The sequence below is a fragment of the Dietzia sp. NPDC055340 genome (assembly GCF_053645335.1).
In genome coordinates, this window is sequence record NZ_JBSHML010000001.1 from 23235 (window position 1) to 38820 (window position 15586).

9 protein-coding genes are annotated in these 15586 nt (G+C 68.4%); 3 read left to right on the forward strand and 6 right to left on the reverse strand.

Translation table 11 applies throughout. The features are described 5' to 3' along the window. Positions 1 to 93 precede the first annotated feature (93 nt). A complete protein-coding gene (locus ACWIFB_RS00130; RefSeq protein WP_454056913.1) occupies positions 94 to 2181 on the forward strand; it encodes an oxidoreductase in 2088 nt (695 codons plus the stop codon). Between the two features lie 282 nt (positions 2182 to 2463). Here the strand turns inward: ACWIFB_RS00130 and ACWIFB_RS00135 are convergent, their stop codons facing one another. After that, positions 2464 to 4149, reverse strand: a complete 1686-nt coding sequence (locus tag ACWIFB_RS00135) for an MFS transporter (protein WP_454056914.1) — start codon at positions 4147 to 4149, stop codon at positions 2464 to 2466. A gap of 119 nt (positions 4150 to 4268) precedes the next feature. Between ACWIFB_RS00135 and ACWIFB_RS00140 the strand changes: the two genes are divergently transcribed. Both ACWIFB_RS00140 and ACWIFB_RS00145 read left to right on the forward strand, forming a co-directional pair. Continuing rightward, entirely contained in the window at positions 4269 to 5378 is a 1110-nt protein-coding gene (locus tag ACWIFB_RS00140; RefSeq protein ID WP_454056915.1) for a baeRF3 domain-containing protein, read from the forward strand. 77 nt (positions 5379 to 5455) lie between these two features. Beyond that, positions 5456 to 6253, forward strand: coding sequence for a SurA N-terminal domain-containing protein (locus tag ACWIFB_RS00145; protein ID WP_454056916.1), 798 nt, complete (start codon positions 5456 to 5458; stop codon positions 6251 to 6253). Between the two features lie 69 nt (positions 6254 to 6322). On the opposite strand, the gene ACWIFB_RS00150 is transcribed toward ACWIFB_RS00145, so the two are convergent. From ACWIFB_RS00150 to ACWIFB_RS00170, 5 genes are all read right to left on the reverse strand, one after another. Further along, positions 6323 to 6475 (reverse strand): hypothetical protein, encoded by a 153-nt coding sequence (locus ACWIFB_RS00150; protein ID WP_454056917.1) that lies wholly within the window; start codon positions 6473 to 6475, stop codon positions 6323 to 6325. After that, positions 6476 to 7333 (reverse strand): class E sortase, encoded by an 858-nt coding sequence (locus ACWIFB_RS00155; RefSeq protein ID WP_454057035.1) that lies wholly within the window; start codon positions 7331 to 7333, stop codon positions 6476 to 6478. It lies immediately after the preceding gene. A gap of 140 nt (positions 7334 to 7473) precedes the next feature. Then, a complete protein-coding gene (locus ACWIFB_RS00160) occupies positions 7474 to 7629 on the reverse strand; it encodes a hypothetical protein (protein WP_454056918.1) in 156 nt (51 codons plus the stop codon). 115 nt (positions 7630 to 7744) lie between these two features. Continuing rightward, the gene (locus tag ACWIFB_RS00165; RefSeq protein ID WP_454056919.1) at positions 7745 to 12514 is read right to left on the reverse strand and encodes a DUF5979 domain-containing protein; all 4770 of its coding nucleotides are present in this window, start codon (positions 12512 to 12514) and stop codon (positions 7745 to 7747) included. Between the two features lie 288 nt (positions 12515 to 12802). Beyond that, positions 12803 to 15529 carry a LuxR C-terminal-related transcriptional regulator gene (locus ACWIFB_RS00170; protein ID WP_454056920.1) on the reverse strand — a complete coding sequence of 909 codons (2727 nt, stop codon included), beginning with the start codon at positions 15527 to 15529 and terminating at the stop codon, positions 12803 to 12805. Positions 15530 to 15586 lie beyond the last annotated feature (57 nt).

The window sequence follows — 15586 nt, forward strand, 5'->3', positions numbered from 1 at the left end:
TGGTGCTCGACTCTAGAGCCGCCGAATCACTTACGCATCATTCGTCACAGGAGTCACATTCGTTACAGTGTGCGGACCGGCACAATGGGGGCCATGAGCACGAGCCATCCGCACCTTCTCAGCCCCCTCGCCGTCGGACCCCTCACTCTGCGCAACCGCCTGGTCATGGGGTCGATGCACACCGGGCTCGAGGACCGTAGCAGGCATCTGCCCGAGCTCACGGCCTACTTCGTCGAGCGTGCCCGCGGCGGCGCTGCGATGCTCGTGACCGGCGGATACGCGCCGAACGTCGAGGGGTGGCTGCTGCCGGCCGGGTCGATCATGGCCTCGCGCCGCATGGCAGACAAGCACCGCACGCTCACCGACGCCGTCCACGCTGAGGGCTCACACATCCTGCTGCAGGTCCTGCATGCCGGGAGGTACGGATACCAGCCGTTCGTGCGCTCGTCGTCGTCGTCAAAGTCCCCCATCAGCCCCTTCCGGGCCCGCGGCCTGTCGGCGCGCGGGGTGGAACGCACGATCGATGACTGGGTGCGCGCGGCGCGCCTGGCCAGGCGGGCGGGTTACGACGGAATCGAGATCATGGGCTCCGAGGGCTACCTCATCAACCAGTTCCTCGCCGCCCGCACCAATCATCGCGACGACGCCTGGGGCGGTACCGCGAGCGCGCGCATGCGCTTCCCCGAGGAGATCGTGCGCCGCGTCCGCGACGAGGTGGGTGCCGATTTCCTGCTGCAGTACCGCATCAGCCTGCTCGACCTCGTCGACGGCGGCCAGACCTGGGAGGAGACGGCCGAGCTCGCGCAGCGCCTCGAGGCCGCGGGCGTGGACGTGTTCAACACGGGGATCGGCTGGCACGAGGCGCGCATCCCGACCATCGTCACCTCGGTCCCGCGCGGCGCGTTCGTCGACCGCACGGCCCGGCTCAAGGAGACCGTCGGCGTGCCGGTGATCGCCTCCAACCGCATCAACACCCCGGACCTGGCCGAGCAGATCCTCGCCGCCGGGCAGGCCGACCTCGTCTCTATGGCGCGGCCACTGCTCGCCGATCCGGCGTTCATGTCCAAGGTGGCCGAGGGGCGGGCCGACGAGATCAACATCTGCATCGCCTGCAACCAGGCCTGCCTCGACCACACCTTCGCGAACAAGCGCGCCTCCTGCCTGGTCAACCCGCGCGCTGGCCGCGAGACGGAACTGTTGCTCACCGTCGCTCCCGCCCGTCGCCGGGTGGCCGTGGTGGGCGCCGGGCCCGCCGGGCTCGCGTGCGCTGAGGCCGCCGCATCGCGCGGGCTCGCGGTGGAGGTCTTCGAGGCCGAGAACGAACTCGGCGGGCAGTTCCGCTACGCGATGCGCGTGCCCGGCAAGGAGGAGTTCGCCGCGTCGCTGGACTACTTCCGTCGCCGCCTCGAGGTGCTGGAGGTGCCCGTCCACCTGGGCCGCCGCGCCGAGGCCTCCGACCTGGCCGACTTCGACCACGTCGTGGTGGCCACCGGCGTCCGCCCGCGCGTACTCGATCTGCCCGGCGTCGACCACCCCATGGTCATGACCTATCCGCAACTGCTCACCGGTCAGCGCATCCCGGGCCGGCGCGTGGCAGTGATCGGGGCTGGTGGGATCGGCGTGGACGTGTCCGAGTTCCTGCTGGCCGGCGGTCCCGGCATCGCGATCGACGGGCGCGAGCCGCACGGACACTCCACCGATGTCGAGGCATGGAACCGCCGCTGGGGCGTGGTCGACCCCGCGACCGAACGCGCCGGCCTGGGGACCGCGGTGCTCGACGAGCCCGCCCACGAGGTGCACCTTCTGCAGCGCAAGACCTCGAAGATCGGCCGCGGCCTGGGCAAGACCACCGGGTGGGTGCATCGCGCCGAGCTCGACGCCGGCGGCGTGCACAAGTACATCGGCGTGACGTACGTGAAGATCGACGACGACGGGCTGCACATCCTCGATTCGGAGGGCAGACCGAAGCTGATCGGTGTCGACTCGGTCGTGGTGTGCGCCGGGCAGGAGTCGGTCCGCGATCTCGCCGATGAGCTATCCGGTGAGCCGGGTCGTTCCCGTGCCGAGGGCGGCGCCCGGGCTGTGCCGCGGGTGCACGTGATCGGCGGGGCCGATGTGGCCGCCGAGTTGGACGCCAAGCGGGCCATCAAGCAGGGCGTCGAACTCGCCGCGACCCTCTAGGAATGCCTCTAAGTTCGCCAAGCGTGCGCATCCCCGCCCGGTTGCAAGACAGCGACTCCCGGCTGCCAGACAAATGAGGCGATTTCCGGGCGCTGAATCGCACCAGATGTCTTGCAGATCGGCGGCGATGTCTTGCAACCGGGGGCGGAGGGCCCGGGCGGAGGGCGCCTTGCAACCCGGGGCGGAGGGCCCGGGCGGAGGGCGCCTTGCAACCCGCGGGGGAGGGCCCCGGGGCGGAGGGCCTGGGGACGATGAGCCGGCGGGGCTCAGGCGGCGGGAGGGTCAGCTGGGGGCCCCGGCGCCTTCCCGGTCGGCCCGCACCTCGCGGCGACGGTCGACGATGCTGAACGCCAGCGCCCCCGCGGCCAGAGCGGCGATGATCCCGAGCGCCGCGCGGAACGCCAGCAGCCAGTCGCCGTTCGCCGCGACGATCCCGAACAGCACGCCCGGCACGATCGCCGTGCCCACCGCCGTGCCCATGCGCTGGCCCAGCGAGATGATGCTGCCGGCCACGCCTCCGTACGCGGGGTCCACGGCGCGCAGCGTGAGCGTCTGATTGGGCGAGATCGTCATGCCCTGCGCGATGCCGACGAACGCCGCCGGCACCATGAACACCAGATAGTGCAGCGCGCCGGACTCGACGAACCCCGCCAGCACGATGAACGCCACGAGCGCGCAGATGGTGAGCGTGAACCCGGCCACCACCATCCGCCGCCCCAGCCGCAGCACGAACCGCCCCGCGACCTGTGCTGACACAGCCGCACAGATCGAGGCGGGCAGACTGATGAACGCCGAATCGATAGGCGCATAACCCAAATGGAACTGCAGGTAGAGCGGCATGACGATCCACAGGCTCGTGCCGCCCACGAAGTAGATCGACACGATCACCATGCCGTTGCGGAAGCCCGCGTCGCGGAAGATGTCCGGATTGACCAGCGGGGGCCGGCCGATCCGCTCATAGCGACGCTCCCACCAGGCGAACACCCCGAGCAGCGCCAGTCCGGCGGGCACGAGGGCCCAGAGCGCGGGCGGGGTCTCGCGGCCCAGGAACGGCAGCATGATCGTCAACACGGCCACGCCGAGCAGGAGGATGCCGACCGGGTCCAGGTCCAGGCGCTGACGGGCCGGCCTGGTGGCAGGAGCGCGAGCCGTGGTCGAGGCAATCGCGCGATCGGCCGCGAGTGCAGCCGCGTCGTCGTCGTCGTGGTCGTGGTCGTGGTCCTCGTGGCCGTGGTCGCCGCGGCCGTCGTGGTCGTCGTCCAGTCGCGCCGACGCCCCGGCGCGGGCCCGGGACAGTCCGACGTCGCGCGCGGCGTCCTCGCCCGTGGGGGTCGGGATCCGCCGGTCGTCCGGCAGCCACCGGTACCCCAACACCAACGCGAGCACGCCGAGCGGCACGTTGACCAGGAACATCGCGCGCCAACCCAGGTTGTCGCCGAGCGCCTGGATGAGCAGCCCGCCCACCAGCGGTCCCGATGCGGTGGCCACGGACACGGTGGTGGCCATGGTCGCGAACGCCCGAGCCCGGGCCTCCTTGCGGAAGTACTTCTGGATGAGGCCGAACGTCTGCGGGTTGAGCATGCCCGAGCCGACGCCCTGGACCAGGCGGGCGGCGTTGAGCATTTCGATGCCCTGGGCGAACCCCGCGATCACCGCGCCGACGATGAACACGGCGATGCCCGCGAGGAAGATCCGCTTGCGGCCGGTCGCGTCACCGAGCCGCCCCGACGGCACGAGCAGCAGCCCGAACGACAGCGCGTACCCGGACACCACCCACTGCAGGCCACTCGAGTCCGCCTGCAGCGAGTCACCGATCACCGGCAGCGCCACGTTGATCACCGACAGCGCGATCAGCGCCATGAACAGCGGCACCATGAGCGTGACGAGGATCCGCGCGGAGCTCACCGCGGGCTGGCCCGCGGGCGACGTCGGGCGCCGGTCGGCGGGGGTCGGAGGCGGATCGGTCACGCCCGCGATGGTAGCCGCGCGGGTCACGGAGAGGCCCCGGGAACGACGACGACGAGGTGCGCACGTGCCCGGCCGGCGAACCGGTCGCGGCCCACCGGACACGTCAGTAGCGTCGGGTCATGGCTGATATCACCCGCACTGCAGAAGCCGATTCGATCACCAAGGCCGATCTCGCCGAGCTGGGGAACGTCACCGGCCCGGCCGTGTCGATCTACATGCCCACCGCCCGCGGGGGTGCCGAAGTCCGCGAGAACCCAATCCGCGCCAAGGCCCTGATCAAGGACGCCGAGGCCGGTCTCAAGGCCAACGGCGCGAGCGAGGAGGCGGCCGCCGAGATCCTCGGTCCGCTGGTCGCCCTGCTCGAGGACGACGAGTTCTGGCGCTACCTCGCCGACGGACTGGCGATGTACGCCGCCGAGGGATTCTGGCGGGCGTACCGGCTGACCATCGACTTCCCCGAGGTGGCGTACGTGAGCGACCGGCTGGCCGTGCTCCCGGTGGTGTCCGCGGGGATGCACCAGGACGACTTCCTGCTGCTCGCGCTGAGCCAGAACAAGGTCCGCCTGTTCGAGGCGACCTTCGCCACCATGCGCGAGATCGACCTCGGGTCCATCCCCGCCTCGATCGAGGACATCAGCGGCGAGACCACCCCGCCCCCACATCAGCAGCAGCACTTCGGCGCCGGCGGTGGGGGCGTCATGCACAGTCACGGCACCGGCGCCGAGGTCGGGGGCGTGCAGCTCGACAAGTTCCTGCGGCAGGTCGCGCAGGGGCTCGGGGAGGTGCTGGAACCGAACGACCGCCGGCCCGTCGTGGTGGCGGCGGTGGCCGAGTACCTGCCGACGCTGCGCGAACACCTGACCTACCCGCACCTGCTCGGCGAGGCGGTGGCCGGCAACCCGGACACCTCTCGGCCGGATGAGCTGCACGAACGGGCCTGGGCGATCGTCCACCCGGCGTTGCGGGCGCGGTCCGAGGCCGACGCGGAGCGGTTCGGTGACGCGATCGGGGCCGGGCGCGCCCTCGCCGGCGGCGGCTCGGACATCCTGCACGCGGCCCGCGACGGCCGGGTCGACACCCTGCTGCTCACGCGCCGCCGCTGCACCGCGGACCACGCACCCGACGACCTGGATTCGGCGGTCGGCCAGGTGCTGGCGACGTCCGGCACGGTGCTCGTGGTGGACACGCTGCCCAAGGACGTGGCGGAGGGCGCGATCCTGCGGTTCTGACGCGCGTGCACAGGCTCCGCCTAGCTCCGATGTGTAGCCTCGGCGGACCGATGCACCCATCAACGTCAGGAGATCGTGTGCTCAAGCAGAAATGGCGGCTGGCAGTGGCCGCGGCGGGGTCCGTGCTCATCGTGGCGGGCTGCAGTGCGCCCGGCGACGGCGACACCGCACAGCCCGAACCGCAGGCCGCGACCGAGCAGGCCGCCCAGGACCAGGGCGAGGGCGCCAATGGCAGTGCCGCGCAGGGCCAGGGCCCGGACACCAGCAACATCCCGGACCCGGTGGCTGTGGTCAACGGCGAAGAGATCACCAAGGCCGAGTTCGTCTCGGTGCTTCAGGGCCAGTACCAGCAGATGTCGATGCAGGCACAGATGTCCGGCCAGCCGGTCGACGAGGAGCAGATCAAGCAGCTGTCCATCGAGGGGCTCGTCGGCAGCGCGCTGCTCGAGCAGGAGGCCGCCCACCGCGGCATCGAGGTCTCGGACGAGGAGAAGGACGCCTCGCTCCAAGAGTTTGCAGACACCAACCAGGTGAGCACGGACGAGTTCGTGGCCAAGATGGGCGAGCAGGGGATGGACCGTGCCGGCGTGATGGACCAGATCGCAAAGCAGCTGCGGGTGGAGAAGCTCATCACGGAGGAGTACGGCGAGTTCTCCCCGAGTGACGACGAGGTCCAGGCCGCCTACGACCAGGTGGTGCAGCAGCAGTCAATGATGGGCGGCGCCGAGGGTGGCGCCGGCGCCCAGCAGCTCCCACCGCTGGAACAGGTCCGCCCGCAGGTCGAAGAGCAGCTCAGGGCCGAGAAGCAGGCCGAGCAGATGCAGACCATGTCCGACGGACTGCGCGAGGGCGCGGACGTGACCGTGAACCTGTAGAAGGCGCTGCCGGGGCTATTCCGGGGTGCCGCCGCTGGGGCGCCACACCGGTTGGCGCAGATGCCTGCCCTACACGGTGACGTCCGTGTAGGGCAGCTGCGCTGACACCCACGGGAACACGACTTCCATGAGCAGTAGGGCAAGTGCTGCGAGGAATACGATCAGCAGCACGATCTTGACCGGCTTCGGACCGGGCAGCGATCGCCACAGGTAGACGTACATCTAGCGCTCCTCCAATGCGGCGGGCCGGGCGTCGCCCGACTTCGGGATGGTCTCGACGAGGGCGGCGTGGACGATCAGACGCTCCGCGTTGGAGAACTGCGGATGGCACGTGGTGAGGGTGAGCAGTCGTTCGGCCGTGGCCCTGACAGGGTCGTCGTCGTTCTCTTCTCCCCACGCGGTGCCCGGGACGGGGCTGATCACCTCGATCGCCTCCGGCGTGGTGATGTGGCGCCCCTGCACGTGGGAGTAGTCGCCGGCGGTGACCCGCGCGGCCTGCTCAGGCGTGAGGCAGCGCTCGGCCGCGGCCCGGCGCTGCGGCCCGGCGGCGTCGACGGGGAGCAATCGGTACGTCATCCACTGCGACGCGGTCTCCACCACCACGGCATCGCAGGAGTGCAATTGATCGAGATGCTGGAACACCGCTCCGGAGCCGTTGCGGTGGCCGGCGAGGGCGAAGTTTCCGCGCTCGCCCGGCATCTGGGTGTCCACGTAATGGCCGGGCCCGGTGCGCAGATCCTCATTACGGGTGCCCTCGAGCACGGTAAAGGCGGCGTCCTCGCCGAGGGCCGGAAAATGGACACGGGCGAACGCCTGACCGAGTGGGGGAGCGGTCGGCGGGACGGGCTCGGTGCTCGCCGCCGGTGTGGCCTCGTTCCAGCTGTCCTCGAGTTGCGCGGTCGCCTCGTCCTGCAGGCGACCGGAGGCGAGGTTGGTCCAGAACGCCTCGTAGATCACGAAGAGCAGCAGGAGTGCCCCGACGGTGAGGAGGAGTTCGCCGGCGATCTGTCCGGCGCCGGGCCTGTGGCGGGTCTGCGCCGGCGGCGGCTCGGCCGGATCCGGTAGGCGGGCCGGCGCCACGGGATCGGTCACAGGCTCGCTCCCTTCGACTGGCGCGCTCGGTCGTGAGCGTCGCGGATGAATGGTCTCATGACGCGCCCCGGCCCACGGTGCAGCGTGGGCTGCGCCGTGGGCCGGGGCGTTGATAGGCGATCTGGGTCCTAGAAGGACAGGTCGGACGAGCTCACGGTGGAACTGCCCAGGTCGCCCCCGAGCAGGTCGTACAGGAAGATCGACAGTCGGCCGAGCAGGTCGATCCCGGCGGAGCCGGTGGTCTGGACGTCCTCGATGACGCTGCCGAGCGGGATGCTGAACATGGGTTCTCCTTGTAGTTTCTTACGAGATTGTGGGAGGGGCGCCGATATCCCGACGCGGTGTGCACTTATCCGGTGTCGGCAAGTGCACACCGCGTCGGGATTGTCACTTGGCGGACTACTCGGCCGCCTGGTCCCTGCGGTTACGCAGCATGAGCAGTGCGCCGCCAGCGATCAGCACGAGTGCTGCACCGCCGAGCCAGGCGACGTTCGCGCCCGTCACGGCCAGCGCCGACTCGCTCGACTTCCCTGCCTTGTCCGGCCGCGCGGGAGCCGGCTTGCCCGGTGCTCCGTTGTGGCCGGACTCGCCTGCCACGATCGGCCGCTGTGGGTCGACCGGGCGGTCCGGCCTCTGCGGTGAGGTCTGCCCCGGCTTCGACGGATCACCCGTCGACGTTCCCGAGGAACCACCCGGGTCCGGTGACGACCCGTTCGACGATCCGCCGTCGAAGGGCGGCAGCGGGATCGGGATCGGGATGATGATCAGACCATTGCTGCTGGTCTCGTTCTCCAGCTCGAGGGTCACCGGATCGTCGCCGGTGAGGGTGACCACGACGCCGGTGGGCTCGCCGTCGATCTCGCCGGTCTCGGCGTTGCCGCCGGTGACGCTCCAGGTGACGTCGCCCCAGTTGACGTTGCCCACGTCGGTGTGGGCGCCGGTCTCGATGAACGCGATCTCGGTGTCTCGCGGGAACTGCACGCGCCCGTCGATGATCGTCGCGTCACACTCGGCAGTCGGCGTCATTCCACCATTCGGCGTCACGTCGAGGATGCAGGAACGATCCTCATCGTCAACGTCCGTCCAGGTAGCGGTCACCTGGAAGGTCGTCGACTCGTGGTCGGTCACCTGGCCGCCCTTCGGACCGGTGACGATCTTGTCGATCTCCACCTCCGTAGTCGGGATCGGGCGGTTGCGGATCTCGACCTCGGCGCGCTCGCCGGGGACGATCTCGACCGTGTTCCGGTCGCCGGGCTCGCCTGCGTCAGCGGTGACGTAGTAGAACGGCCGTGCCCAGTCGAGGCCGTCCAGCGGCTCGGGATCGACCTCGGAGAAGGTGACCACGGTGCCGCGGGGCAGCACGTCGCCGGAGTTCCAGCTCCAGTCGTTCGCGGCATTGAGGGTGATGCGATCACCCACGGCCGGGAAGTCGGTACCGGCGGGCAGCGCGGGATCGATCCCGTCGATCTGGACCTCGAACTCAGCGCCATCGGGAAGGTCGGCTTCTGTCGCGGGGACAGGAGTGTCGCCGTCGAAGATAAACTTCTCGAAACCGACTGAGCCGAACTGCCACGTGGCCTCGTTGGTGAGGGTGATCAGGCGGCCGTCGGTTGGGTCGTCGGAGACGATGCCGGTGGCGGTGCCGCCGGGGTTGTTGATCAACCACGACTCCCCTGAGGGGTCAGTGCCCCACGAGATGTCGCCCCACTCGACGCCGGCGATCTCAGGCAGGCCCACCTCGGTGAAGGTCACTTCGGTGCCGACCGGGAGGTCGACCCCGAGCGGGGTGGACTCACCCGGGGTAACGGTGAGCCGCTCGGTGCGGTAGTCGGTGCCGTCCTTCCAGCGTGCTTCGACCGTGAACTCCGCGTCGCTCGCGGCTTCGGCGGCCTCGCCGCTGATCTGCTTGGTTAGTCGCAGGGTGCCGTCGTTGGTGTCGACGTAGTTGGTCACGGTGACCGCGCCGGTGTCCTTGCCGATGGTGACCACGGCCTGGCCGTCGTCACCGATCGTCACCGATCCCGAGTAGGAGGGCGATCCCCAGGCGATACCGCTTCCGTCTTCTGGAACGGTCTCGGTCAGGATGACCTCAGTGCCGCCGGGCAGCTTCTCCCCGAACTCGATGGAGGTGCCGTTGGTCGGCAGCTGCAGCGTCTTGGACTGCTCGATTCCGTCGGCGTTGGCCCAGGTGGCCACCACATCCACGAACTCCGGGACAGCCGGATTGAACGCTTCGGGACCGCGCATGTCCTTGGACAACATGAAGGTGCCCTCGGTGATGGAGGCCTCGTTGGTCACGGAGACGGCGTTCGCCGCGGGGTCCTTGCCGATGACGAGGGTCTCCGGCACGATGACCGGCTTGGCCCAGGTGATGCGGTCGGTATTTGCCGGCTGCACCTCGGAGAACGTCACCGTGGTGCCGATCGGCAGGTCGCCAAGGTTGTAGTGCTGACCGTCGCGCAGGGTGAACTGGCGCAGCTCGGTGCCCTCGCCCGCCACGCCGGTGTCAATGTCGGCCTGGATCACAAACCGCTCGTTACCGGTCAACTCTGATTTGGCGTCGCCGGTGACGGTCTTGGTCACGGTAGCGGTGCCGTGATGGGCCCGGTTTTCCAGCTCGACTCCGACGTTTGTCTTCGGCTGGACTGCGACGATCGCCTGTGTGCCATCAGCGTGGAGCGTGATGCCCGGGCCGGGCTTGAACACGCCCGGCTCAAAGTAAACGCCGTTGCCAGAGGGGAGCTTGATCTCGGACAGGCGAATCTGCCAGCCGGTGCCACGCGGGTTCAAGCCACTGACCGCGGTACCGTCGGCCTTCACCTCGACCTCATAGGTGGACTCGGCGGTACCCGTCGCCGGATCCACGCCGGGCGCGAACTCCTCGACGAGCACGGTGAACACCGTGTTTTTGTCATCGAACTCCTCAGAGAACGCGTGAATCGACTTCTCCAACGAGAACGAACCGCGGGAGACGCCCTGGCCGGTTCCACCGCCGCCAGAGGACTGCCGAGTGCTGCTGGTCAGATCCTTACCGTTGTACGCAAGGGTGTTCTCGTAGACCGTGCCACGCTGGTCAAGCCCACCACTGCTGGTGCAGAGCGTGTAGTCGATGAAGTAGTTGATCTCGCGGCTGTAGTCCCCCTCGTCCCGGGGCAGGGTGAAGGACACGCCGCCGTCGATCAGCTCGACATCGGCGGCCTCGGTGAGATCACGCTCGGGGTTGATGTCGCCGTCGCTCTTGAAGTCCCGGGCGATCACGCTGAGGTTGAGGTTCTCCTTGAGGTCGTCGCCGACCTCGCAGACAGCCATGGTGTCGGAGAACGTGTCGTTGATGACGGCCGGCTTGGTGACGTTCTCGAGGTGGTGGCCGGGGATCCTCACCTGCCAGTCGATGGTCGATCCGACAGGCTGTTGCTCCCCGGCCACCGTCGTCGGCTCGAGGTTGACCTGACCGCTCTTCGAGCTAGTGAACCCGGGGGGCCGCAGCTCCCAGGCGACGTCTTCGCCGTTCACCGTGGCCTCGTTGCGGAGCAGGTCTCCGCTATCCGGGACGTCCTGCTCAGTGGTGACGCAGCTGGCGAATTTGACGTAGTAATACTGCTCGGGGTCGAACGCAGAGATGTCCTTCGGGGAAAAATCAATCGTGAACTGCGTGTCGCCCGGATCAGCGGTGTTGGAGAGGGTGAACTGATCGGTCACATCGACATGGGTCGGACCCGAGCCGGAGGGGCCGGGCAGGTAATCGGAGCGGGCGATGGCCACCTTCAGCCCGTCCTCGCACACGGCGTGCTCGCCGATGAAATCCTCGTCGATGGTCACCGCGTGACCGTCGCTCGCGGCGATGAACGAGCCCGGGACCGTGATGGTCCAGTTGACGCTGCGATTGCGGTCGCCGGTGTTGATCCAGCCTTCCTTCCACGGAAGGGTCTCCGGTCGCCAGCCCTGCTCGACGCCTGGGGCCGACACGGTGGTGTCGCCAATGGTCACGGAGTTGTTGTAGATGACCGGTTCGCCGTCGGGCTCAGAGAGGTCCGGCTCACCACTGACCGTGCACGTGGTGTACTCGATGCGGTAGAGCTGGTCCGCCTGGAAAGCTCCGTCGTTGGCGATCTCGATAGCGATCGGCGTTCCGGCGCCGCCGGACTGGGTGACGGTGACTCCGCCGGGAACCGGCTGAAGGCTGCCTGGCCGTCCCGACTGCAGGACCGGGTTGAGGCGTGGCGCCTCGCACAGCTGCATGGTGTCGGAAAGGTCGTCACTCAAAGTGGCAGTGCCGTTGCCCTCGGCGTCCAGAGCGATCAGGTCGCTGCCGGGAATGTCGATGGTCCAGCGGACCGCAGCCTTGTCGGGCTGCAGCTTGCCGCTCTTGACGGCCGAGCCCAGGTCATTGCCGTCGGAGATCCCACCACCGCCGGGGAGACGCCCGCCAGCGGTCAATGTGTTGTTGATAGTGAACGTGACTTCGTCGGCAGTCGTGTACTTGACTGCCTTGGAGTAAACGTAGAAAGACCCATGGACTTCCTCTGGACGCTCGGTAACCGCGTCAGAGAGGGCGCAGGTCATCACGTTTTCCGGGACGCTGACCTCGCAGGTGCCCCAGATCTCGCCTTCCGCGCCTACGAGGCTGAAGTCGATAGTGTCCGTAAGTTTGAGCTCGTCCGGGAAGCGGATAGTGAATTCGTCACCGGGCTTCGGGTTGGCGCTTCGCGCGTCCCAGGTGCCGTGCACCTCGACGGAGTCGCCGACCTCGATCTGCTCATCCGAGCTGCCGTCCTCGACGAGGATCTCCGTGATCTCGACCTTGATGCCCGGGTTGAGTGCGTAGGTTTCAATGCCCTCGTCGGCGGCCTGCGGCGCCTGCCGGGCGTTGTTTGCATCTGCGACCGCTGCCGGCGCGAAGGTTGACGGCCGCGCGGGCGCTTGGGTCGAGCTGACCCCGGTGCGTGCGCTCGTGCTGGCAGTCGAGGTTGTCGTCGTCGCCTTATTCGAGGCGGTAGGCGTCGCCGTCGACGTCGCGGTAGGCGCGGCGGTGGTCGGCTCCTCTGCTGATGCCGCCCAGGGGAACGTCAGCGACGTCGCGATGAGGACCAGCACGGCCAACATCACGGGTATCGAGAACCATCGAACCACCCCCTCTCCGCCACGATGCAGCAGAAAACGATCACGCATTGGGGGTCCTTTCCTGGCACCGACCGCTCTAGGGCACGTCAGAACAGCCCGCCGCTGACCCGCCCACGGGGGTGGGCGGCGATGCCAGGGGAGGGTCAGGATCCGTGACGAACAAGGAGCCGGGGTGCCGAACTGTCGACATCTTCGATGACGCTGTACCTCGTTGGGTTCAGCGATCACACAGTCGGAGTTTAAGTAAGGAAAACGGCAAACTGCGTGGTCAGAGGCTTTTCACCCGGGTGAACCCACAGCGGATCGGGGTCTGAACCCGGCCTGCGGACAGCCGGATCACAGAATGCCGAGGAGTCGGCCCCGGGCCACGGCATCTGATCGCGTCGTCACAGCCAGCTTGCGATAGACCGATCTGAGTTGGGACTTGACGGTGTTGATGCTGACGAACTCCTCGGCGGCGATCTCCCGGTTGGTTGCGCCGGAGGCCAGTGCACGCAAGACCTGGATTTCGCGGTCGGTCAATGCATCTGGCACGGCCGCGGTGGTCGCATCGGTGTGACCGCTCAGATCAGGGGTGCTGGCGCCGTCGATGAAACTCAACCGACCGAACTCCGAGGTGAGCCTGTCGGGATCGACGGGAAGGGCGGGGCCGAGGACCGCGAGTCTGCGGAGAACGGCGCCGGGCAGCGCGGTGAATGGGCGCCGGAGCCCGGTGACCCGGCGGGTGGAGGTGGCTCTCGACAGATACTGCCGTGCCTGGTCGTGGTCTCCGATGGACAGCATGGCCGCGCCGGCGATCAGCTCGAGGTCGATCGCATCCCGTGGGGTGACACGGTGGTTCTTCATCGCCATCTCCGCCAGGGCAAGCGCGGCAGTCGGGTCGTCTTCCAACAGCAAGAGGCGTGCGCGTACCGGGGCGGTCAGCGGATGAGACGAGTCGGCGACCAGCTCCCGCGCCTTGTCCGGGCGACCACACGCGAGCTGAAGCTCCGCTCGGACGGAGTCGAGGAGCGGACCCACGACCGCGCCGTTGTCGGTGAGGGAGGCGAATCTCAGCATTTCCTTCTCGAGGAATCGCAGACTGTTGGCGGGGGTTCCCTTGACCAGGGACAGCTGCCCCCAGGCGTAGAGGATGAATCCCCAGAACTCCTCCCGATCCGCGGGGCGGTCGAGGTCGAAGAAGATGGTCATCGCTGCGTCGGTGTCCAAGTCCTCGAGTGCCACTAACGCTGCAGCCACGTCGCCCGCCGAGCGCACGAGCGCTTCGGTGTCGGCGGGCAGCGAAGGGCGTCTACGCTCCTCAGCCAGCCACGCGCGGGCCTCGTGGAGGTCGCCCAACAGCACGTTGACGAGCGCGAGCTTGCCCGCCGCGTCGCGGAGGATGAAGGGTTCGACCGCCGTGCGGAACGCCCGCAGTAGCGCGGCGACCGCGTCATCGAACCGACCGTTCAGCAGATAGCTGATGCCAATATGCACAAAGGCGAAGCCCTCGGTGTCGCGCTCCTCCTCCGACAGTTCATCGAGATTCAACGGCGGTGCGAGGGCGAACGGATCACACAGGGCCGCAGACTCGTCGAACCGGCCGTGTACCCGGAGATCGATCGCGTGGAACAGTGCGTCGACCTGTTTCGCATGGTGCTCGTCGGACCCGGGCGGGGCGACCGCGGCGGCGACGGGGGCCGGGCCCGGTACGTCCCGGGGAGCGGCAAACCGATGGTGCATCGAGCGGAGGCGTCTGAGAAGTGCGTCGCTGGCGACGAACTCCTCGGGAAGCTTGGCGAGCACCTGATGGGCCATGGTGATGGGGTAGTCCCGCGTATAGAGGACCTCAAAATGTTCCCGGATGATGTCGGCCGCCCGCGGCCAGTCCCGGATCTCCTCCGCCGCGAGCAGCGCGTCGTGCGGCCTGTCCAGGCTCAGCCAGAGCGCGATGAGGCCGCGCTGGGCCTCGTCGAGGAGTCCTGGGAGCTCTCGCGCGGCGAGGCGTAGGAGGGCGGAGCGGACCGGATGGGAATATCGTCGCTCGCGGGCCGAGGGCGGTCCGGAGATCCGCGCCATTCCGCTGCGATCCACCTCGGCGAGAAATGCGGACGCCCCGGAGGCGGGGTGCGCGAAAGCCGCTGCGTTATCAGCGGTGAGCGGATCGGCTGCGGCGGACAGGAGCAGGGCGCCACGGCGAGCGGACAGCCGCGCATCCCGACTGAGTACACGGTTGACCTCCCGGTCGATCGCCGCGGCGACGAACTCCTCGAGGTGCACGGGCTCACTCAGCTCGGCAGCAGGAACCGTACGGCACGCCGCCCAGATCAGCGCCGGCAGTCCCTCGGTCACCCGGTGGATGATCTCGGGGGTTCTGATGCCCGTGTCCGCTCCGGACAAGCGGAGTAGTTCGGCCACGTCATCGGGCTCGAAACGCAGCGAATCGGAGCGGATGAGCCGCTGGTCGAAGTGCCGGTCGATCCACTCGGGCCAGGCGCCCTCGACCCGGGTCACGGCGATGATACGAAGGCCGGCGTCCGGGGCGACGGCCAGAAGGTCGTCGACGCACGTCACCGCGTCCTCGACCAGGTGCAGATCGTCCAGCACCAGAAGAACCGGCCTGGTCTGCGCGGACACCGTGTCGAGAAGGGAGGCGAACGCGTTGCGGGATGCATCGACGTCGGAGCTTCCGGCCTCCGCGTCGCCGCCCGTGGCCGAGCGGCCGCGGAGCATGGCGTCGAGCCGCCCCCAGTATTCCTCCTGGGAAATATCGGGGGAGGGATCGATCAGATGAGCCACCGCAGTCGGCCCGGAGGGCCGTTGCGTGGCGAGGTGAGACCTCAGGAGGGTGCTCGCGCAGTCGAAGCGACCGGCGTGGATCACGACGAGCCTCTCCTCGCCGCCGAGAAGAGACAGTGCATGCCGGTGGATGACCTGCGCAGGGCGTGACAGCGAGGTGAACGACGGCGAATCTCGGCCGCTCCCGCCGACCGCCGCGCCGGTGGGTGTCGCGTCTGGCAGGACGAACGTACGGATCGGGTCGGATGCGGCATCACGTGCGGGGGCCCTCGGCTCTGACTCCACCCGCGTATCACTTCCTAATCTCGAGCACATCATGCTGGTCATCACAAAATGAGTATC